Source organism: uncultured Campylobacter sp., assembly GCF_938045225.1.
Taxonomy (GTDB): domain Bacteria; phylum Campylobacterota; class Campylobacteria; order Campylobacterales; family Campylobacteraceae; genus Campylobacter_A.
This window is the reverse complement of the sequence record NZ_CALINL010000202.1, coordinates 1-19704: the sequence shown is the minus strand read 5'-3', so window position 1 is coordinate 19704 and position 19704 is coordinate 1. Positions and strand designations below refer to the sequence as shown.

Sequence of the window (19704 nt, the reverse complement as noted above, 5' to 3'; positions counted from 1 at the left end):
CTATACATTTCACACCTCTTGATGTTCCAGAAGGTATAGCTATATTTGAAAGTGTAAAAAGTATATTCTCATTATTACCAAGATTGGCTATTGCCTCTCTTATTGCATATTTAATATCTCAATTCCACGATGTATGGTTATATGAAAAAATTAGAGAATTTTTTCCCGAAAAAAAATTTATATGGCTTAGAAATAATGGAAGTACAATGTTAAGCCAACTTATAGACAATGTAGTATTTACAACTATTGCTTTCTATGGAGTATACCCACTAGAAGTAATGTTTAATATCTTCTTATCAACATATATAATTAAATTTATAGTTGCTATCTGCGATACACCATTTATTTATCTTGCTGATAAGATGTTTAGAGATAAAAAAATACCTGAAGATATATAAGCTTAATATAAAATAAAAAATGAAAGAATTTCTATAAATATGGAAAAAAAAGAAATAGCAAATTTGCTAGAAATAGAGCTTAGAACGCTTTATAATTGGGAAAAAAATAGACCAACTCTATATAAATTTATAGTTGAAAATATTGATAAATCTATTGAAAAAAATTCTAAATTTGACGAATTAAAAGAATATTTTGAAAAACTTACAGAAAAAGAACAAGAATTTTACTTATCAAATATAAAAATAACTGTATTAAAAAAAGAGCTAGGACAATGAAAAAAATAATAGCAATAACATTAATAGGAATAAAATTAATAGCTTTAGATTTTGGAAAAGATGTTGATATAGTAGGAAAATGGTATATAAGAAGCGTGGATGATTTATCGTTTGCGTTTGCATCAGGGGCTGGGAATAAGTGGACGTTAAATTTTAGACCAGACGGAACAATTTACGACATACTAAAAGATAAAGAAATTAAAAAACAACTTAATTGGCAATATTCAAAAGAACCGGGAGTAGTAAGTATAAAATTTCAATTGGAAGTAGACAATAAACAATTTGTTGAAGCAATGCTCGGAAGTATCATGAACGACGATATAAAAATAAAAAGAAAATTAGATTTAGTAGAAAATAGAGATTGTTATTTAGTAAATATAATAAACAAAGAAAGAGATGTATATATGTGCGAAATCTTAGATAAAAAAGAAAGCCAACGAAGAGAAAGAGAAAGAGCAAAAAGAGTTATTAAAATAAATTAAAAAAAGGAAAAATATGGACGAATATTTTAAAAACATGAGCAAAATCATGGAGGAATCAGCAAAAGGTATGCAAGATTTTAATCAGGCAATGGCAAAAGGAGCAACACAAATGTATTATATGGGAACAGCAGAGGCAGTAATAAGCATAATAATAACAATAGCAATGATATATTATATTTTTAGAAGTTATAGCTTAGCAAAAGAAGCAGAAAGAAAAATAAAAAATTTAGAACTAAGATTTTATGAACTAGAGGAACACATTGAAAAAACAACAGGAGAAAAAATAAGGCATAGGGCTTTTTTTGATTAAAATAACAAAAAACGCCCAAAAAATGGGCGTTTTAAAAGAGATTTTACAGCCCATAATCCTCATAACCCGAAGGTCGGCGGTTCAAGTCCGTCCTCCGCAACCAAATCTAGCTTTTTCTTCATTTACTCCGAAAAATCAAAATTTTGAATTAAAGAAAATTATTTATGAGCTTTGACGTATCTAAAATTTTAATCGTTTTGTTGCTGATCGTAATTATTTCGCTGGCTTTAAAGCTATTTAAAAAGCAAAAAATCAAGCAAACTAGATACAAAAGCGATAGTGGCGATACTGTAAAAAGCCGTGCTGAGCTCATCGTGGCAAATTGGTTGTTTTACCGCGGCATAGATTTTATCTACGAGAAAAAAGCGCCGACCAAAGAGCGCGTCATTAGCGATTTTTATCTGACGCAAAGCGAAATTTATATCGAATTTTGGGGCCTTGAGACGCCGCAGTATCTAAAAAGAAAAAGTAAAAAAATCAAAATTTATAAGAAAAACCGCCTAAAACTCATTCAGATGAACGACGACAGTTTGCGCGATTTAAACGCATTTTTTGCCAAAGAATTTGCGAGGCTCGGCGCAAAATATCAAATCAAGCCAAAATAGTAAAATTTGTTAAATTTAAACGTTCCCGTCTTTGTCGCAAATTTGTATACAAATACAATACAAAACTCAAGAAAGCGGCTTAAATTCGGCGGATACAAAATTTACAAAATTAGAAAATCGGCTATTTAAAAGCGTTTGCAGTTGTTTGAAAAAAATAGGTTGCCGGCATCGCGACCGTAGTTACTGGTCTGAGTGCCGGTGATAAAACCTGCGGGCAAGGCGCGAGGTAGTGCGTCAAAATAATCTGCTGCTCGCATAGCGTCAGGCAGGCATCTGTGTTTTTGATGTCGGCAAATTTGCTCCAAAATAGTTCCAATCAGCGGCGAGTTTGATCAAATTTAGTCGCCGCGATGAAAAACAACCCAAATCGTATCGCGCTCCATTTTAAGGTTTGACAAATTTAATCAAAATAACAATTCTTGTAAATTTGCCTCACGCATATTATTATCGCCAAATTTAACCTTTAGCATTTTCAAGGTGCGGGTTATTCCCAAAATCGTTCAAATTTGATAAATCCGTAAAAATTAAACAAAAACTTACAAGCCTGGTCGCTTCGTTTAAATTTAACTAAAGCCCGTTCGCGCCGCGTTTGGCTACATCTAAAAGTCCGTAAAATCTCAAGCCAAGCCCGCGCAAAAGCCTAAATTCAAAGCTAAAAATGTATAATTACCCCAAATTTTTAAACAAGGAATAACAATGGATAGAGTAGAGCAGGCCATAAACGACATCAAAAACGGCAAAATGGTCGTAATGGTCGACGATGAGGATCGCGAAAACGAGGGTGATCTGGTATTTGCGGCGACCTTTAGCGACACGCAAAAGGTAAATTTCGCCATAACTCACGCAAAAGGCGTGCTGTGCCTCGCGCTAAACGAGGAGATCGCGCGTCGCCTCGATCTAAATTTGATGGTGGATAAAAACACGTCCTGCCACGAGACGGCGTTTACCGTCACCATAGACGCCAAAAACACGACGACGGGCGTGAGCGCCTACGAGCGCGACGTCACGATCCGTCTAGCCGCCGATCCGATGTCAAAGCCTGAGGACTTCGTGCGCCCTGGGCATATTTTCCCGCTCATCGCTAAAAAAGGCGGCGTGCTAAGCCGCACCGGACACACCGAAGGCTCGGTGGATCTATGCAAGCTTACCGGCCTAACGCAAGCAGCCGTCATCTGCGAGATCGTAAAAGAGGACGGAAATATGGCTCGCAGGCCAGATCTAGAGGCGTTTTGCGAGAAATTCGGGCTAAATATGGTCTCGGTTTCCGAGCTCGTGCAGTACCGCCTAAGACACGAAAGCCTAATCGAGATAAAAGAAAAAACCGCGGCCAAGATAGCGGGCTTTGACGCCCTAAAATGCGAGATCTTAGATCACAAGGGCGAGCGACACTATGCCTTTGTTTTTGGCGAGATAAAGGACAAAACCGCGGTCAAATTTCATCAAATTTCAAGCGACGTGGAGCTGCTATGCTCGGATAAATTTGACGACTTGCGAGATTCGCTCGAGTACCTATCCAAAAACGGCGGCGTTGCGGTGTTTTTACAAGGCGAGGAAAAGTGCGGCGGACAGGTCAAGGACTACGGCATCGGCGCGCAAATTTTACACAAACTAGGCGTCAGCCGTATCGAGCTTTTAAGCGCGAATAAAAATAAAGATTTCGTTGCATTAAAGGGCTTTGGGCTTGACATCGCGGGCTATAAAGAGTAATGCAAACGGGCCTAGCGAGGTTGCGCGGGCCTTTGCCAAGACGCTAAATTTGGGGCTTTTGTACGCGGATAAAAAAGGCGTCATTAAATTTATAAATAAAAAATTCGAGCATATTTTCGCTCTAGCGCCCAAGTTTTTTTACGGAGCGAAATTTGACGAGATGATCGCTGCGGCGCAGGGGCTGGACGAGCTAAAAAGCTTTGAAAATCTCAAAAATAGCCCGCTAAACTCGAGCGATTTTATAGTAAAAAAGGGCGAAAAAAGCTACAGGCTAAACGTTTCAAACGTGCTTGAGGGCGGAGTGAAATTTGACGGATTTATCCTCGCGGTCACCGACGTCACGCACGAAAAGGAGCTAGAAAAAAAGGAGCTTGAGCATAGGCGCTCGGTGCTAGTTCACGCCAAAACCGCGCTGGTAGGCGAGATGATAAACTCCATCTCGCATCAGCAGCGCCAGCCTCTAAGCGCGCTGGGGCTGTATCTAGATAACATCGAGGAGTGCGCGAGCGAGGGCGAATTTGGGCGCATACCGGCTCAAATCGCAGCCTGCAAAAAGAGCCTAAGGCTCATGGATGAAACGATAAAGGCGTTTAGAAATTTTTACGCAAGCGGCGAAGGAGCGGCGAAATTTGACCTCGTTAATATCATAAACGAGCTTATTTTGATAGTTAGGCCCGAGCTAAACTCTCACGGCATCGAGCTAAAATTTGCTCACGAGCACGGCAAATACGAGCTAAAAAGCGTAGCTAGCTACGTGAGGCAGATCCTGCTCTCCTTGCTCTCAAACGCCAAGGACGCTCTGATCGAAAGCGGATGCGAAACGCCGCAAATTTTGATCGAGCTAAAGAGAGCCGGCGGGCTATTTAGCGTGAGCGTGAGCGATAACGGCTGCGGCGTAAAAGCAGATAGCGATAAAATTTTCGAGCTATTTTTCACGACGAAAAATACTGGCACCGGCACGGGGCTAAACGTAGCTAGGGAGCTCGCCGTAAAAAAGCTGGGCGGCTCGCTGGAGCTTGAAAGTGCGGCGAATCCGACTAAATTTACGCTATTTTTGGGCGAAATTTAGGCAAGGCTGTAAATTTGAAAATTAGTTTTAGGAATTAAGAACCACAAGCAAGAAACGAGACTAGCGTGTATAGCAAAATAAAAAATATCTTAAACGGCGTAAATTTGCTCATCGTCGAGGATGACGAGAGCCTGCGCGAAAGCATCAAAATATCGGTCGAAAACTACGTGAGCGAGGTTTACGCCTGCGCAAACGCAAAAGAGGCGCTGGAAGTTTTTGAAGCAAAGGACGTAAATTTGGTGCTTTCTGATATCAACATGCCGCATATGAACGGTCTTGAGATGGCGGCTCGCATCAGGGGGCTGGATAAAGACGTGCCTATTATATTTCTTACTGCATACGGTAACGACGAAAACATGCTTAGTGCGATAGAGCTAGGTAGCTTTGGCGTGCTAAAAAAGCCGTTTGAAAAGCGCGATCTAATCATGCAAATGAGCTTTGCGGCGAATAAATTTAAAAACGATTTTGCCCAGGTCGATCTAAAAAACGGCTTTAAATTTAACGCCTTTAGCAGACAGCTAACAAAGGGCGGCCGGCCCGTGGCGTTAACGAAAAAAGAGCAAAATTTGCTACATCTTTTTCTAAAAAATCAGGGCCGCGTCGTGAGCTTTGAGATGATCGAGTCGTGCGTCTGGCAGGACGGCAGCTGCACCGCCGACGCGATACGAAGCTTTGTGTATAAACTACGCAAAAAACTCTACCCCGAACTCATCCAAAACGCGCAAGGTAGCGGCTACGCGCTTATCTTGGGCGAGCAAAATCAACGAACTGTGAGTCAAACGAGCTATATCTGAGGCAATACGTCTTAATCAAAATCATAGTTTAAATACAAAACGCGGCGCTTTTAAATTTGGCGTCTGCAAAGACCGCAATGATAAATTTAATACAAAACTCGGCGATTATAATTCGTTTAAAATTTACGTTTTCTTAAAAGCGTAAATTCAGCATAAATTAAAATTTAAGTCGTAAAATGCGAATTGCTAATTTTAAAATCAACTTTAAGGAGAAAATATGCAAATAAATTCTCAAGAGGTAACGCAAACGCCGGGAAATAACACCGTCTTTCAAACTTGGCTACTAAACGGCGACGAAAACGCCTGTAAAAAAGGCTTTGAGAGGCTTTGCGCTTTGGTGGTAAATTTAAATAAAACGGCAAAAGTAAGGTTTGGCGCGGAGGCGAACGTAAACTGCGTAATCGGCATCGGACACGACGCGTGGCTAAAACTAGGACTCCCGCAACCGCTACCAAAAGAGCTTGTAAATTTTAAATCGATAAAAGGCGATAAGCACGAAGCCGTAAGCACCGCGGGCGATATCCACGTGCATATTAGGGCGCTTGATGCTGCCGACTGCTTTGATATGGCGCAAAATATAAAGGCCGAGCTTTTTAAATTTGCTAGGCTTGCAGACGAGACTCAAGGCTTCAAATACCACGACGGCAGGGCGATCATCGGCTTTGTAGACGGTACGGAAAATCCAAACGGCGAGGATAGGGATTATTTTGCCAAAGTCGGCGACGAGGACGCGAAATTTAAGGGTGGAAGCTATGTGTTTGTACAAAAATATAAACACAAAATGAGAGAGTGGAATGCAACTAGCGTGAGCGAGCAAGAAAAGGTCATCGGCCGCACGAAAGCAGACGACATCGAGATGAGCGAGGATGAAAAGCCTAGCAACTCGCACTCCGCAGCAGCAAATGTAGGAGATGATAAAAAAGTCGTTCGCGGAAATATGCCTTTTGTCGAGGGAAGCGTGACGGGGACGTACTTTATCGCGTATGCTAGCACGTTTTCGACGGTTGAAGCGATGCTAAATAAGATGTTTATCGGCGAGCCGCGCGGCAACTCGGATAGATTGCTTGATTTTAGCACGCCGGTCACCGGAGCGCTCTTTTTCGCTCCTACTTTTGATATGCTCTCAAGCTATAGCGCAGAGTAGGATTTTTCGGCTCGCGAACCCTCCTAAATTTCGGACGTTTTGCGGGCTGCCGCTTTAAATTTTGCTTTCAATAACCTTGCCCAATTTGCTTTTAAAATTTAAAACTAAGATTAGTATTTTTTCGTAAGCTTTTACCGCTAAATTTGCAAAATTTACTTGCAAATTTACGGCATGAACCGCGCAAGTATAAAATTATATTTTCATAAAATCATACTTTCATCATACTTTTCTTATATAATCCTTTTACATCTTAAATTTAAGGGAGAGAAATGAAAAAAATCCTACTATCAAGCTTGCTCGCCTGTTCGCTATTTGCAGCGGGCGAGGTATACAGCCCGTCGGTAAAAGACGTCTATGCCGACGCGACGTCGCAAAAAAGCATAGGCAGGCTCTTGCCGACTAATGCCGTAAAAATACTAGCGAACGAGGGCGACCGCGTGAAAATCTCCGTTAAAGGCTACCAAAATCCGGCCGTTAGCAACGTCGTTTATTTTAGCGACTCCGAGCGCGTCATCGCCGTGGCGTTTGCCAAAACCGCGACGCCTGATATAAAGGTCGTAAAAAAGGGCGCTAACGGCAAATGGGACGAGGTCGAGACCGTGGTCTATGCGCAAAAAGACGGTTTTACGAACGATCTAGGCGGACTTTTTGCTAAGGGTGGCGAGATTTACAAAGAGAGCTGCGGAGTGTGCCATTCGCTACATCAAACCACGCACTACAAGGCAAATCAGTGGCCTAACCTTCTAAAATCGATGATCGCGCGAACGGCGATCGGCAAAGACGACGAGTGGCTGGTGATACAGTACTTGCAAAAGCACTCTGCCGACGTGAACGTAGATAAAAAGTAGGCGGTGCGTAAATTTGACGAGGATTTACGCTTAATTCGCCCGCAAACGGACGAGATTTGCGGGAGCTAGATTTTTATAAAAGCCGTTTTTTTAAACGCCGAATTTGAAGGTTCGGCAGATGGTAAATTTAGCGCGTAAGACGAGATGCGCGCTAAATTTGAGCGTAAAAGCTTAAATTTGATCCGTGCCAAGACGCGGCTCGTTGGCTGATAAAAAGCCAAATTAAAATCGCTTTTAAAAGAAGCGGTGTGCTTTAGGTGGGTCGAGGGAGCGTAGCTCCCCGTCTTGTCTGCTTGCAGTTGCGAGTAAATGCGATGCAAAAAGACTGGCTTTGACAGTCTGCGAAGTAAATTTTATAGGGTACCCTACGCAGTAGGGACTTTAGGTGGGTGCAGGGAGCGCTTGCGCTTCCGCTCGGAGGTCGGATTTTATTCTACCGAGAAGTAAAAACAGGGTACCCTACACAGTAGGGACTTTAGGTGGGTGAGCGACCGTCTTTAGAGGATGCCGACTGCTCGGCATCCGTGCGGGAGCGAGTGAGCGGAGCGTCTCAAGCCCGAAGGCGACGGTAGCGACCGAAGGGAAGCTAAATCGCGTAGGCGATGCGAGCGATGGGTAAAAACACAAATCGCAGGTCGGACTTCGTTCGACCGAGAAGTAAAAATAGGAGAGAAAAATGAACCTACAAAGACGAAATGTATTAAAAGGCGGAGCGGCGCTTGCGGCGGCTCCTTTGTTTTCTAGCGTAACGGCGTCAAATTTACTCGGCGCCGAGCTAAATACGGCAAACGTGCGTAACGGCGAGGTGCTAACGGCCGCTCACTGGGGCATGCTAAAAGTTAGCGTTAAAGACGGCAAGATCGTAAAATCAGAGCCGTTTCAAAAAACGAGCGAAGTGTATAATCCATTGCAGCACTACACCGCCGATATGGTCTACAAATCACGTATAAAATACCCTATGGTACGAAAAAGCTACCTAGAAAATCCGGACTCGCCAAAACCCGAACTAAGAGGTAAAGACGGATGGGTGCGCGTACGCTACGAGGACGCGATAAAACTAGTAGCTAGAGAGCTAAAAAAGACGAGAAAACAAAAGGGGCTAGAGGGCGTGTTTGCGGGTAGCTACGGCTGGAAATCAAGCGGCAACGTGCATAACTCGCGAATTTTACTTCATAGATTTATGAACCTTAGCGGCGGATTCGTGGGGTCTCTCGGCGATTATTCTACGGGCGCTAGTCAGATCATCATGCCTCACGTCGTGGGTAGTATTGAGGTATATGAGCAGCAGACCAGCTGGCCGGTAGTACTAGAAAACTCAAAAGTAGTCGTCATCTGGGGCGCAAACCCGGTGGCTACTCTTCGCATAGCGTGGACTAGCACCGACGAGCAGGGCTTTAAGTACTTTGAAGAGCTAAAAAACAAAAAAGATATCAAAGTGATCATCATCGACCCTATTAAAAGCGATACGGCGCAGTACTTCGACAAGGCCCAGTGGATCGCTCCTGTGCCAAATACCGACACCGCGATGATGCTAGGTATGATGCACTATCTATACGAGAGCGGCAAATACGATAAAAACTTCATCGAAACCTATACGAGCGGCTTTGATAAGTTCCTGCCGTATCTTCTGGGCAAAACCGACGGCACGCCTAAAAATTTAGAGTGGGCGAGCAAAATTTGCGGCCTAAAAGCAAGCCTCATAAAAGAGCTTGCCGATACCTTCGCCGCTAACCGCACGATGATAATGAGCGGATGGGGTATGCAGCGCGCGCATCACGGCGAGCAGCCGCACTGGGCGATGGTGACTTTGGCGGCGATGCTAGGACAGATCGGGCTTCCTGGCGGAGGTTTTGGCCTTAGCTACCACTACTCAAACGGCGGCGCTCCGACTTGCAAAGGCGCAGTCATCGGCGGCGTAAATAGCGCAAGCGTGGGTAAATTTAACGACGAGGGCGAGTTTATCGGTACCGATAGCGGAGAATTTGACGCAAACGGCCGCTTCGTCGCTAAGGCTGCGGCGGTTGCTGGTACGGGTCAAAGCTGGCTGCAAAAGGCGACTCATTATGCATTCCCGGTCGCTCGTATAGCAGACGCTCTGCTAAATCCTGGCAAAGTGATCGATCACAACGGCAAGAAAATCACGTATCCTGATATCGACTTTATCTACTGGGTCGGCGGCAATCCTTTAACCCACCATCAAGAAACCAACCGCCTGCTAGAAGCGTGGCGCAAACCTCGTACGATAGTCGTAAACGAAGCTTATTGGACGCCGACTGCTAAGATGGCTGATATCGTATTTCCAACCACAACCGCATACGAGCGCAACGACGTCACGATGACGGGCGACTACTCGAATATGAACATCGTGCCGATGAAGCAAGTTGTGGAAAAATACGCCGAAGCGCGCGACGATTATCAAATTTTCACCGACCTTTGCAAGGCCTACGCTAAAAATTTGGTCGTAGCCTACACCGACAACGGCAAGGATGAATTTGACTGGATCAAAGAGTATTACGGCGCGGCATACGAGCAGGTCAAGGCTATACCTGATTTTGAAACCGATATGAAGCCGTTTGAGGAGTTTTGGAACGAAAATAAGCCGGTAACCTTTGCCTCGACGCCTGAGAGCGATACGTGGGTGAGATTTGGCGAGTTTAGAGAGGACCCGGTGCTAAATCCGCTAGGAACGCCAAGCGGTCTAATCGAAATTTACTCCGAAACTATCGAGAAAATGGGCTATGATGACTGCAAAGCGCACCCGATGTGGTTTGAGCCGATCGAGTGGCTAGGCATGAAAGATAAACCGGCCGAGCTACCCATGCTAAGCCCGCATCCGACCGATCGCCTCCACTCGCAGCTAAACCAAACCTCTCTACGCGAAAACTACGCGATAGCAAACCGCGAGCCGATCTGGATACACCCTAAAGACGCCGCGAAAAAAGGTATCAAAACGGGCGATTTGGTTAGGGTATTTAACGCGCGCGGCGAAGTACTAGCTGGCGCATACGTGACGCAAGATATCAAAGAGGGCGTCGTTAAGCTCGCTGAAGGCGTATGGTACGATGGATTTGACGCGGGTCTTTGCAAAAACGGCTCGCCAAACGTCCTAACCATCGATATCCCGACTAGCAAGCTAGCTAACGGCAACATCAGCCACACCGCGCTTGTAAATATCGAGAAATTTACGGGCAAGGCGCCTGAGCTAACGGCGTTTAGCGATCCGAAATTCGCTTAAATTTGAGGCTGCAAGATAAAATCTGCGTCTTAAATTTGATAAAACCTCGCCGGGTTAAATTTGACTTGGCGAGGCGTTTAAAATTCAGTCGTTAAATTTAACCTGAAGTGGTGCGGTTTGGGTTAAGTATACTGTTGTTTTGCGCTATTTATATCTATGCTATATTTATTTTTTGCGACGAACTAAGCTACGGCCGAGATAGACGATATGGCTAAAAATATCGTCTCGGATGTTAGAAAAAATAAATTTTAAATCGAATTTTAAAAGCGAATGTCAAAAATCAGGCGTTCGCTTTTTTAAATTTAAACGCTACTTAATCCATTTACGACGCTGCCAAATTTAATTGCTTTGCAGCTTTCTCTTTTTTTTATTTTAAATTTGCACCCTTTTAAGCTAAATTTGCCGTAAAATTTGACTATAATTTTGCAAAGGATAAATCATGCAAGAGTGGGCTTTATGGGCGCTAGCTTCGGCGGTTTTTGCCGCGCTTACGGCGATTTTCGCCAAGGTTGGGCTTGAGGGTATAGACTCAAATTTCGCGACTTTTATCAGGACGCTAGTTATCGCTACGGCGCTGGTTTTGTTTCTCACGTATGCTAAAAAGTGGCAGCCGCTTGGCGAGTTAAGCGCGCGAAACTGGCTGTTTTTAACGCTTAGTGGACTTGCGACCGGCGCGTCGTGGCTGGCGTATTTTAAGGCGCTTCAGATGGGCTCTGCGTCGCAGGTAGCGCCCCTAGAAAAGCTTAGCGTCGTTTTGGTTGTTGTTTTTGCGGTTATATTTTTAGGCGAGCGCCCGAGCGCGCGAGAGTGGATTGGTATCGCGCTGATTGCTAGCGGCGTGTTTACGCTGGTTTTTGCGGATAAATAATATCAAGTAATGGGAGTTAAATTTGGAGAAATTTAAAGAAAAAATCAAAAACTCATATTTGTATGTAGTTTTTATAAAAAGAGGATTTTACGGTAACGGCTCTGCCTTAAGAAGTATCTTTTCGGCATTTTTGATGGCTATGGTCGGTTTGTGTTTTACTTTGATCCTGTTTACTATCAAGGATATGATTTTTTATAGCGATTTTAAACCGCTAAACGAACTAACGAAAAACGTAGGGACGGTGGAGTCTGCAAACTACGGTCTAAAAGGCGACGGAAAGCTAAAACTGAGGCTAGACGACGGCTCGGCGGTGTCATACTACATAGATAGCAGAGATGACGAGTCGTATAGACCGCTCATAAAAAAGAGGGCGGTTATATATAGTAAGGTAGTGCCGCTAGGAAATAGAATTTTGCAGCTAGAAGACGATGCGGGCAAGGTTTACGTCAAATATAGCTACGAATATGAACTGCAAACGCCACAGAGACGCATGGATCTCATCTACGCATGCTTAAAAATAGCTGCCTTTTTTCTGTTAATAGTGTGGTTTTTAAATCGTAGGGATCTCGCGCAAGCCAAGGGTAAAAAGTAAAATTTAGCGGTATGCGCCGGCTTAAGAGGTGTTTTTGGCTGTTGTTTTTGAGCGGGGGTTTGGGCGATAAATTTTGCTATTTTTAAAATTTTTGTTGCCTGGCAAGACGGCGTGGTTTTTGAGTTAAATTTGCATTTTTGTTTGCGGTTTAAATTTGTTTTTACCTTTTTGCGGATAGATTTTCGCCGTAAATTTACCGGCAACTTTGTGTTTAAATTTGAGTTTTTGAAACGGGATAAATTTTCGCTAAAACTCGCGTTAGCAATAATACTTTACGTCGTTTTATATACCATCTAAAAGCATTAGCTCATTTAGTTTTAGCTTCACACCGTAAAAATGCAAAATCAGTTCGATTTTTGTCGTAAAGTCGCATACCACTTGTATTTTGCGATTATTTTTCTTAGCCTAGCCGCGTTTTTCACGCCCTCAAATTTACCTTCGCAGTACTGTCTTGCGCTCGTTCCGGCGTCGTTTATCGCGTCCAAGTCGGCGCCCTCCGAGAGTAATAGCTCAAAAATCGCCTCGCTATCGCAAAAGCATGCGCGCTGTATCGGCGTGAAGCCCTCATAGCCAGCTAGATTTACGTCAGCTCCTTTGTTTAACAGCATTTCTACGGCGTATTTGTCTGCGTCCGCAACCGCTAGGTTTAAAATCGTTTCGCCGTTTGCGTCTTTTTGATTCGGCGATACGATTTTACTCTCAAATTTACTCTTGCGCGCGAATTTATCGTAAATCTCGTCCGCCAAGTCGCAAACTATCGCGTCGCTTAGCCGCACCAGATATGCGCCGAACGTAAAACCTTCAAATTCCGGCTCGAAACCGTGACTACGCGAGATCTCTTTGGTTTTGTATTCGACCGGTCGCAGTACGCGTCCGTGCAGTTCGTCGCATGATTCGTAGCGAAAATATATCGCCCAAATTTCCGTCACGACGCCTGTTATATTGTACTCTTCTCTGCCGTGCGCCTCATATGAGTAGTCGGCGTCCCTGAAGATAAAATCCGTGTCTGTCTTAAATTTTGCCACGTACCAACTAATCTCGTCGCCGAGCTTAAACGCGTCGCCGCAGCATTCCATCTGCCAGTCGTCGTAGTATATTTTTAGATCCATTTTTTTCCTTTTAAATTTCACTGCGATTTTTGCCAAGCAGGCTAAATTATCATAAATTTTATCAAAACGGCGTAGTTAAAGAGATAAATTTAGTATCCGTTTTGTCTTGCTTTGGCGCTAAAGCGGAGCGATTCCATATACGAAAAAACGGTGTCGCGCTTCGTTTGAATGGGATTAAGTTTAACTAGAATTAAGCTGTCAAATTTGTGCTTGTTTGGACGAATTTACACCGTCAAATTTTAAAGACTCTAAGCTTTGTCTTTAAATTTCGCTTCATGCTCCAAAAGCCAAATTTTAGTCGCCAGCCCTTCGCCGCCGCTGTATCCGCCAAGGCCGTTTGAGGCGACGACTCTGTGGCAAGGCACGATGATTGGGATTTTGTTTTTTGCGTTTGCCGAGCCTGCCGCGCGAAACGCCTTCGGTCGCCCCGTCATCGCTGCGAGCTGGGCGTACGTGACGCGCTGCCCGTAAGCGATTTTTTGCAGATTTTCGTAAATGCACCTCTGAAACGCCGTGCCGCCGATATTTAGCCGCGTTTTAAAGGTTTTTAGCTCGCCTTTAAAATACCTCTCAAGCTCACTTAAGCAGAGCTTTAAATTTACGTCCGTTACGTCAGTGCGGACAAAATCTCGCACGAAATTTAGCTCGCAAACTCCGTTCTCGTCGCCGCAAATCTCCAAAACGCCGATAGGCGAGTCAAAATACGCTTTTTGCATCGTAATTCCTTAAAATCAAGTGCTTAAATTTAGCCAAATTTCGCTTTGTTTTGCTAAAATTACGTAAATTTTAATAAGGATAAACTATGGACTTTTTCACGCAGTACGAAAAACACGTAAAAGAGCGCGAGGCCCTAGGCGTGCCGCCGCTACCGCTAAACGAGGAGCAAACGAGAAAAGTCTGCGAGCTTTTAAAGCTCGAAAGCGCACACGAGAGGGGGGCTGGCGGCGAAGCAGCGACCCCCGCAAAGCTAGATGAAAATCAAAAGAGGATAAAGCGGCTCATAAATTTACTCGCAAATCGCGTAAATCCAGGCGTAGACGACGCGGCGAAGGTAAAGGCGGAGTTTTTAAACGAGATTATAAATCACGGGCTGGTTATAAGCGGAATCGATAAAATCGCCGCCGTAAATTTGCTGCGACCGATGCTAGGCGGATACAGCGTCATCGTACTGATTGAAAGCCTAAAAAACGCCGACGAGGCCGTAGCGCAGGCCGCCTGTAACGTGCTAAAAGAGACGATTTTCGTGCATGATTATTTTAACGACGTGGCAGAGCTTGCAAAAAGCAATAAATTTGCGCTAGAAGTTCTGCGCTCGTGGGCGGAGGCTGAGTGGTTTAGGGCGCGCGAGAGCCTGCCTAGGCGTATCAGAGTGGCGATCTTTAAGGTCGCCGGCGAAACCAACACCGACGATCTAAGCCCGGCTAGCGAGGCCTACACGCGCTCAGATATCCCGCTGCACGCAAACGCGATGCTAGTTAAGCGTCAGCCAGGCAGCCTAGAAATGATCCGCGAGCTTAAAAAAAGCGGGCTAGAAGTCGTCTACGCGGGCGACGTCGTGGGCACGGGCAGTAGCCGAAAGAGCGGCATAAACTCCATCCAGTGGCACTTAGGACGCGAGATAGAGGGCGTGCCGAACAAAAAAACGGGCGGTATCGTGATAGGCACGGCTATTGCGCCGATATTTTTCAACACCGCCGAGGATAGCGGCGCGTTGCCCATAGTAGCCGACGTAAGCGCGCTAGAGACGGGCGATGTCGTGGATATCTACCCGTATGTGGGCGAGATTTTCCGTGTCGGGCGTGTAAATTTGAGTGCCGAGGGTAAATTTGACGCGGTTTCAATTTACGGCGAAGCTAAATTTGAAAATTTAAACGAAAATGCTAGGCCCGAAGGCGAGCCGGTCGCTCGTTTTACGCTTTCGCCCAACACGATATTTGACGAGATTAGAGCCGGCGGGCGTATACCGCTCATCATCGGCCGCTCGCTTTGCGGTAAGGCCAGGGCGGCGCTAAATTTAGGCGCGGAGGATATATTTGCAAAGCCTGCGCAGCCGCAAGCGGACGAGAGTGAGGGCTACACGCTAGCTCAAAAGATCGTCGGCAAGGCCTGCGGCGTGCGGGGGGTTAGGGCAGGGCAGTACTGCGAACCTGCGACGCTAACCGTTGGCTCGCAGGACACCACGGGGCCGATGACGCGCGACGAGATCAAGGAGCTGGCAAGCCTCGGATTTTCGGCAGATTTTGTGCTACAGAGCTTTTGTCACACGGCGGCCTATCCAAAGCCTAGCGACCTCGAGATGCAAAGGACGCTGCCTAAATTTATGAGCTCGCGCGGCGGAGTGAGCCTAAGGCCCGGCGACGGCGTCATACACTCGTGGCTAAACCGCATGGTGCTGCCCGATACCGTGGGCACTGGCGGCGACTCTCATACGCGGTTTCCTATCGGCGTGAGCTTTCCTGCGGGTAGCGGACTGGTGGCGTTTGCGGCGGTATCGGGGGCGATGCCGCTAAATATGCCAGGTTCCGTGCTCGTGCGATTTAGCGGGCGGCTACAAAAGGGCGTGACGCTGCGCGATCTGGTAAATGCGATCCCATACTACGCGATCAAGCGCGGGCTGCTTACGGTCGAAAAGAAGGGCAAGAAAAACGTATTTGCGGGTAAAATTTTAGAGATCGAGGGGCTAGAAAATCTAAAAGTCGAGCAAGCCTTTGAGCTAAGCGACGCCTCGGCTGAGCGCTCTGCTGCGGCCTGCGCGGTAAATTTGAGCATCGAAAGCGTCTGCGAATACGTCCGCTCAAACGTCGCTCTCATCGAGGCGATGATAGAGGCTGGGTATGAGAGCAGGGCTAGCCTGGAGCGCCGCGCGGCGAAAATGCGCGAGTGGCTAGCAGCGCCGGAGTTGCTGCGAGCCGACAAAAACGCGCGCTACGCCGAGGTGATCGAGATAAATTTGGACGAGATCACGGAGCCTATCCTGGCCTGCCCGAACGACCCCGACGACGTCGCGACTCTGAGCGAAATTTTGGCTAGTAGCTCGCGCCCGCATAAGATCGACGAGGTGTTTGTGGGTAGTTGTATGACCAATATCGGCCACTACCGCGCGCTAGGCGAGGCTCTGCGGGGGCTCGGCACGCTGCCGACTCGCCTTTGGATCGCGCCGCCTACCAAGATGGATCAAGCGCTACTAGAAAAGGAAGGCTACTACGATATCTTTCGCGCGGTAGGCGCTCGCACGGAGGTGCCGGGCTGCTCGCTTTGTATGGGCAACCAAGCCCGCGTAAATGACGGAGCGACCGTGTTTTCGACCTCGACGCGAAACTTTGATAACCGTATGGGTATGGGCGCGCGCGTGTATCTTGGTAGCGCCGAGCTGGCCGCCGTTTGCGCCGTGCTAGGCAGGCTACCCAGCGTCTCTGAATACATGAATATCGTACCCGAAAAACTTGCGGGCAAAGAGGTGCAGATATACCGCTATCTAAATTTTAACGAGATAGAAAATTTTAAAATTTAGTTTTTCGGCGCGGCGGCGTATTTTGCACCGGCGTATATATTGCTGTAAGCAATTAAGATGGTGGCGTACGGTTACTTTATCTTTGTAAAGCCAGAATGCCAACCATCGCCTCACAAAAGTACGCTAGAATATTATTTAACTAACAGCACAAGTATACTTTAAACTATAACAATGGATGTGTTGACTACAGATAGTGTGTTTATATGGTCGTGTAGTTTGGGTGAATTGTAGCAACTAAATTGTATACGCTTTGAGTAAGTGACGCATATGGCGGTATAGAAAGAGAAGATTGGATTTTGTAAAGTACTCGTTTGGATAAAAATAAGTAGCTCGAAACAATAAAATAAAACTTCGTAAGTCTGTTGTGCGTAAAGATGTTAGCTTAGAGTTTAGTAGTGTTTGCTCTTATCGAGCGATTAGATTTAATAACTTAAGTTGCTTAGGAAATATGATACTGGGCGATATGTAACGAGGTTTTTTAGGAGTGCAAGAATAATCTAGCAATGTAGTTATTTTTATAATAGGATAAATCAATAAATGAAGAGAAAAAATATTTTAGAACTAAATTTTACCGAGGCAAGAGAATTTTTTAAAAACATGAAAGCTATTGCAATATAGACTTGCCAAGATATTTTTCATTTTCTGAGTTATTAGAAAAAGTATCAAATGAATATTCTGGAAAAAATTTATTAAATGATTTCAGTCAATCAAAAAGTGCAATGGGGGAATTGGATGATGTAAACCATCTTTTATATACCAATAAAGATGGTAAACTATCATGGAGACCGTTTCAGGTTATAAATCCCTTAGTCTATGTGACATTAGTACATGAGATAACCGAACGGATAAATTGGAAGAAGCTGCAGGCAAGATTTAAGAAATTTAGTAAAAATGAAAAAATAAGATGCTTAAGCATACCTGTTCAATCCGAAAATAAACAATCCGATAAGGCTCAGCAAATTTCAAATTGGTGGGAACAAGTAGAACAGCAGTCTATTTTGCTTTCACTGGAGTATGACTTTGTTTTTGATACGGATGTGGCAGATTGTTATGGCTCAATATATACACATTCGATTGCTTGGGCAGTGGAAAGCAAAACAATTGCAAAATCACAGCAGGGAAGAAACAATAAGGGTTTACTGGGGAATATCATTGATACAAGTATTCAAAATGCACAATATAAACAGACCAATGGTATTCCGCAAGGTTCCGTGTTAATGGATTTTATTGCTGAAATTGTATTGGGATATATAGATAGAATATTGAGCGTTACTCTTAAAAGGCAGGGTATTGTAGACTATAAAATTCTTCGCTATCGCGATGATTATCGGATATTTGTTAATAACTCTAAAATCATGATGCCTTTTGGATTGAAATTAAATGCAAGTAAAACAAAAGGGAGTCAAGATGTTATCACTCAATCGATAAAGAAGGATAAGTTGGCTTGGTTATTTATTCCACAAAATTATCGAATCGGTTTGCAGAAGCAACTATTGCTTATTAGGCAGCATAGTGTTAATTATGCTAATTCTGGTAGTCTAAATACGGCATTAAATAAATTTGACAAGAAAATAGAAAAAATTAGAAATAAAAAAACCTTGGGCACCTGTTGGAATACCTCTTAAAGATGTTTCTGTAGAAATTACAAGAAAATGGAATGAGGTATATATCTCATTAGGATCTAATATAGGAAATAAGAAAGAAAATTTAGAAAAAGCTATAAAAGAAGTAGCTAAAATAAAAGATACTTTCATTATAAAAGAAAGTAAAATTATTGAAACAGAGCCTTTTGGCTACAAAGAACAAGATGATTTTTTAAATTCTTGTATAGGTGTTAAAACTTTATTAGCACCAAGAGAAATTTTAAAAGAATTACTTGCTATTGAAATAAGAATGGGAAGAGAAAGAAAAATTAAATGGGGACCTAGAATAATTGATTTAGATATAATTTTCTATGGTAAGGAAGTTATAGAAGAAGATGATTTAATAGTGCCTCATCCATATATGGAGTACAGAGAGTTTGTCCTAAAACCTTTGGAAGAAATAATACCTAATTTTGTTCATCCATTACTTTCAAAGAGAATTAGTACTCTTAGAAAGGAGATTGAAAATGAAAAAAATTAGTTGTGGAAACAAAGAAATTATTTTAGGAGAAAGAACCTTAGTAATGGGGATTTTAAATGTTACTCCTGATTCTTTTTCAGATGGTGGAAAATATAATAATTTAGATTCTGCAATAAAACAAGCAGAAAAGTTAATCTTAGATGGAGCAGATATAATAGATGTAGGTGGAGAATCTACAAGACCTGGGCATATTCAAATAAGCTCAGAAGAAGAAATATCAAGAGTAGTGCCAATTATAGAAAAGATTTCTAAAAACTTAGATACAATAATTTCTATTGATACATATAAATATGATGTAGCAGAAGCAGCAATAAAAGCTGGAGCAAATATAATAAATGATATTTGGGGCTTGCAATATGACAATGGTGAAATGGCAGACTTAGTGAAAAAATCTAATCTTCCAATTATTGTAATGCACAATCAAAATGATGAGATTTATAGTAAAGATATAATGTTATCTTTGAGAGAATTTTTTGAAAAAACATATAAGATAGCAGATAAATATAGAATTGATAGGGATAAAATAATTTTAGACCCAGGTTTAGGTTTTGGAAAAAATGCTGAACAAAATATAGAAATTCTATCAAGATTAAATGAATTAAGAGATATGGGACCTATTTTATTAGGTGCTT

Annotated in this window: 21 protein-coding genes; 17 read left to right on the top strand and 4 right to left on the bottom strand. The window is 43.7% G+C overall.

Annotated features, from left to right (window positions below):
* From Q0200_RS07570 to Q0200_RS07550, 5 genes are all read left to right on the top strand, one after another.
* The coding region (locus Q0200_RS07570) for a queuosine precursor transporter (protein ID WP_297939883.1) at window positions 1–398 on the top strand (398 nt) is incomplete at its 5' end.
* A gap of 39 nt (window positions 399–437) precedes the next feature.
* Entirely contained in the window at window positions 438–674 is a 237-nt protein-coding gene (locus tag Q0200_RS07565) for a TetR/AcrR family transcriptional regulator (RefSeq protein ID WP_297939880.1), read from the top strand.
* Window positions 671–1156 carry a hypothetical protein gene (locus Q0200_RS07560; RefSeq protein ID WP_297939877.1) on the top strand — a complete coding sequence of 162 codons (486 nt, stop codon included), beginning with the start codon at window positions 671–673 and terminating at the stop codon, window positions 1154–1156. Before Q0200_RS07565 ends, Q0200_RS07560 begins: the two co-directional genes overlap by 4 nt.
* 13 nt (window positions 1157–1169) lie before the next feature.
* The gene (locus tag Q0200_RS07555; protein WP_297939874.1) at window positions 1170–1466 is read left to right on the top strand and encodes a hypothetical protein; all 297 of its coding nucleotides are present in this window, start codon (window positions 1170–1172) and stop codon (window positions 1464–1466) included.
* Between the two features lie 164 nt (window positions 1467–1630).
* The gene (locus tag Q0200_RS07550; RefSeq protein WP_297939872.1) at window positions 1631–2071 is read left to right on the top strand and encodes a helicase IV; all 441 of its coding nucleotides are present in this window, start codon (window positions 1631–1633) and stop codon (window positions 2069–2071) included.
* Window positions 2072–2192: 121 nt separating this feature from the next.
* Here the strand turns inward: Q0200_RS07550 and Q0200_RS07545 are convergent, their stop codons facing one another.
* Window positions 2193–2387 (bottom strand): hypothetical protein, encoded by a 195-nt coding sequence (locus tag Q0200_RS07545; RefSeq protein ID WP_297939869.1) that lies wholly within the window; start codon window positions 2385–2387, stop codon window positions 2193–2195.
* Window positions 2388–2767: 380 nt separating this feature from the next.
* Here Q0200_RS07545 and Q0200_RS07540 point away from each other — a divergent pair, with 380 nt between their 5' ends.
* The 5 genes from Q0200_RS07540 (at window position 2768) to Q0200_RS07520 (ending at window position 7633) form a co-directional block, all read left to right on the top strand.
* Window positions 2768–3778, top strand: coding sequence for a bifunctional 3,4-dihydroxy-2-butanone 4-phosphate synthase/GTP cyclohydrolase II (locus tag Q0200_RS07540; protein ID WP_297939866.1), 1011 nt, complete (start codon window positions 2768–2770; stop codon window positions 3776–3778).
* Window positions 3753–4847, top strand: a complete 1095-nt coding sequence (locus Q0200_RS07535; RefSeq protein ID WP_297939863.1) for an ATP-binding protein — start codon at window positions 3753–3755, stop codon at window positions 4845–4847. Before Q0200_RS07540 ends, Q0200_RS07535 begins: the two co-directional genes overlap by 26 nt.
* 65 nt (window positions 4848–4912) lie before the next feature.
* Window positions 4913–5641 (top strand): response regulator transcription factor, encoded by a 729-nt coding sequence (locus Q0200_RS07530; RefSeq protein WP_297939860.1) that lies wholly within the window; start codon window positions 4913–4915, stop codon window positions 5639–5641.
* 217 nt (window positions 5642–5858) lie between these two features.
* On the top strand, window positions 5859–6785 hold the full coding sequence (locus Q0200_RS07525; protein WP_297939858.1) for a Dyp-type peroxidase: 927 nt from the start codon (window positions 5859–5861) through the stop codon (window positions 6783–6785).
* A 269-nt stretch (window positions 6786–7054) separates the two neighbouring features.
* Window positions 7055–7633, top strand: coding sequence for a cytochrome C (locus Q0200_RS07520; RefSeq protein ID WP_297939855.1), 579 nt, complete (start codon window positions 7055–7057; stop codon window positions 7631–7633).
* 65 nt (window positions 7634–7698) lie between these two features.
* Here Q0200_RS07520 and Q0200_RS07515 read toward each other — a convergent pair whose 3' ends face one another.
* The gene (locus tag Q0200_RS07515) at window positions 7699–7824 is read right to left on the bottom strand and encodes a hypothetical protein (RefSeq protein ID WP_297939852.1); all 126 of its coding nucleotides are present in this window, start codon (window positions 7822–7824) and stop codon (window positions 7699–7701) included.
* Window positions 7825–8309: 485 nt separating this feature from the next.
* On the opposite strand from Q0200_RS07515, the gene Q0200_RS07510 reads away from it, so the two are divergent.
* From Q0200_RS07510 to Q0200_RS07500, 3 genes are all read left to right on the top strand, one after another.
* Entirely contained in the window at window positions 8310–10868 is a 2559-nt protein-coding gene (locus Q0200_RS07510) for a molybdopterin-dependent oxidoreductase (RefSeq protein ID WP_297939849.1), read from the top strand.
* Window positions 10869–11307: 439 nt separating this feature from the next.
* A complete protein-coding gene (locus Q0200_RS07505; protein WP_297939846.1) occupies window positions 11308–11736 on the top strand; it encodes an EamA family transporter in 429 nt (142 codons plus the stop codon).
* Between the two features lie 22 nt (window positions 11737–11758).
* Window positions 11759–12328 carry a hypothetical protein gene (locus tag Q0200_RS07500; RefSeq protein WP_297939844.1) on the top strand — a complete coding sequence of 190 codons (570 nt, stop codon included), beginning with the start codon at window positions 11759–11761 and terminating at the stop codon, window positions 12326–12328.
* 344 nt (window positions 12329–12672) lie between these two features.
* Here the strand turns inward: Q0200_RS07500 and Q0200_RS07495 are convergent, their stop codons facing one another.
* Together Q0200_RS07495 and Q0200_RS07490 are read right to left on the bottom strand one after the other, a co-directional pair.
* Window positions 12673–13437 carry an ankyrin repeat domain-containing protein gene (locus Q0200_RS07495; RefSeq protein WP_297939780.1) on the bottom strand — a complete coding sequence of 255 codons (765 nt, stop codon included), beginning with the start codon at window positions 13435–13437 and terminating at the stop codon, window positions 12673–12675.
* A gap of 248 nt (window positions 13438–13685) precedes the next feature.
* Window positions 13686–14153 carry a methylated-DNA--[protein]-cysteine S-methyltransferase gene (locus tag Q0200_RS07490; protein ID WP_297939777.1) on the bottom strand — a complete coding sequence of 156 codons (468 nt, stop codon included), beginning with the start codon at window positions 14151–14153 and terminating at the stop codon, window positions 13686–13688.
* A gap of 86 nt (window positions 14154–14239) precedes the next feature.
* Between Q0200_RS07490 and Q0200_RS07485 the strand changes: the two genes are divergently transcribed.
* The 4 genes from Q0200_RS07485 to folP all read left to right on the top strand — a co-directional run.
* Window positions 14240–16948, top strand: coding sequence for a bifunctional aconitate hydratase 2/2-methylisocitrate dehydratase (locus Q0200_RS07485; RefSeq protein ID WP_297939774.1), 2709 nt, complete (start codon window positions 14240–14242; stop codon window positions 16946–16948).
* A 620-nt stretch (window positions 16949–17568) separates the two neighbouring features.
* Window positions 17569–18573, top strand: a complete 1005-nt coding sequence (locus Q0200_RS07480) for an RNA-directed DNA polymerase (RefSeq protein ID WP_297939771.1) — start codon at window positions 17569–17571, stop codon at window positions 18571–18573.
* On the top strand, window positions 18536–19072 hold the full coding sequence (folK, locus tag Q0200_RS07475) for a 2-amino-4-hydroxy-6-hydroxymethyldihydropteridine diphosphokinase (protein WP_366118447.1): 537 nt from the start codon (window positions 18536–18538) through the stop codon (window positions 19070–19072). The genes Q0200_RS07480 and folK overlap by 38 nt, the downstream gene beginning before the upstream one ends.
* Window positions 19059–19704, top strand: a 646-nt coding sequence (gene folP, locus Q0200_RS07470; protein ID WP_297939769.1) for a dihydropteroate synthase, incomplete at its 3' end; no start/stop codon positions are given. The genes folK and folP, both read left to right, overlap by 14 nt.

What these genes read in the sequence shown, in the direction of transcription:
- Q0200_RS07495 (WP_297939780.1), bottom strand. Translation starts at nt 13,437, where the DNA reads ATGGATCTAAAAATATACTACGACGACTGGCAGATGGAATGCTGCGGC.
- Q0200_RS07565 (WP_297939880.1), top strand. Translation starts at nt 438, where the DNA reads ATGGAAAAAAAAGAAATAGCAAATTTGCTAGAAATAGAGCTTAGAACG.
- Q0200_RS07505 (WP_297939846.1), top strand. Translation starts at nt 11,308, where the DNA reads ATGCAAGAGTGGGCTTTATGGGCGCTAGCTTCGGCGGTTTTTGCCGCG.
- Q0200_RS07550 (WP_297939872.1), top strand. Translation starts at nt 1,631, where the DNA reads ATGAGCTTTGACGTATCTAAAATTTTAATCGTTTTGTTGCTGATCGTA.
- Q0200_RS07510 (WP_297939849.1), top strand. Translation starts at nt 8,310, where the DNA reads ATGAACCTACAAAGACGAAATGTATTAAAAGGCGGAGCGGCGCTTGCG.
- Q0200_RS07560 (WP_297939877.1), top strand. Translation starts at nt 671, where the DNA reads ATGAAAAAAATAATAGCAATAACATTAATAGGAATAAAATTAATAGCT.
- Q0200_RS07525 (WP_297939858.1), top strand. Translation starts at nt 5,859, where the DNA reads ATGCAAATAAATTCTCAAGAGGTAACGCAAACGCCGGGAAATAACACC.
- Q0200_RS07555 (WP_297939874.1), top strand. Translation starts at nt 1,170, where the DNA reads ATGGACGAATATTTTAAAAACATGAGCAAAATCATGGAGGAATCAGCA.
- Q0200_RS07485 (WP_297939774.1), top strand. Translation starts at nt 14,240, where the DNA reads ATGGACTTTTTCACGCAGTACGAAAAACACGTAAAAGAGCGCGAGGCC.
- Q0200_RS07540 (WP_297939866.1), top strand. Translation starts at nt 2,768, where the DNA reads ATGGATAGAGTAGAGCAGGCCATAAACGACATCAAAAACGGCAAAATG.
- Q0200_RS07520 (WP_297939855.1), top strand. Translation starts at nt 7,055, where the DNA reads ATGAAAAAAATCCTACTATCAAGCTTGCTCGCCTGTTCGCTATTTGCA.
- Q0200_RS07490 (WP_297939777.1), bottom strand. Translation starts at nt 14,153, where the DNA reads ATGCAAAAAGCGTATTTTGACTCGCCTATCGGCGTTTTGGAGATTTGC.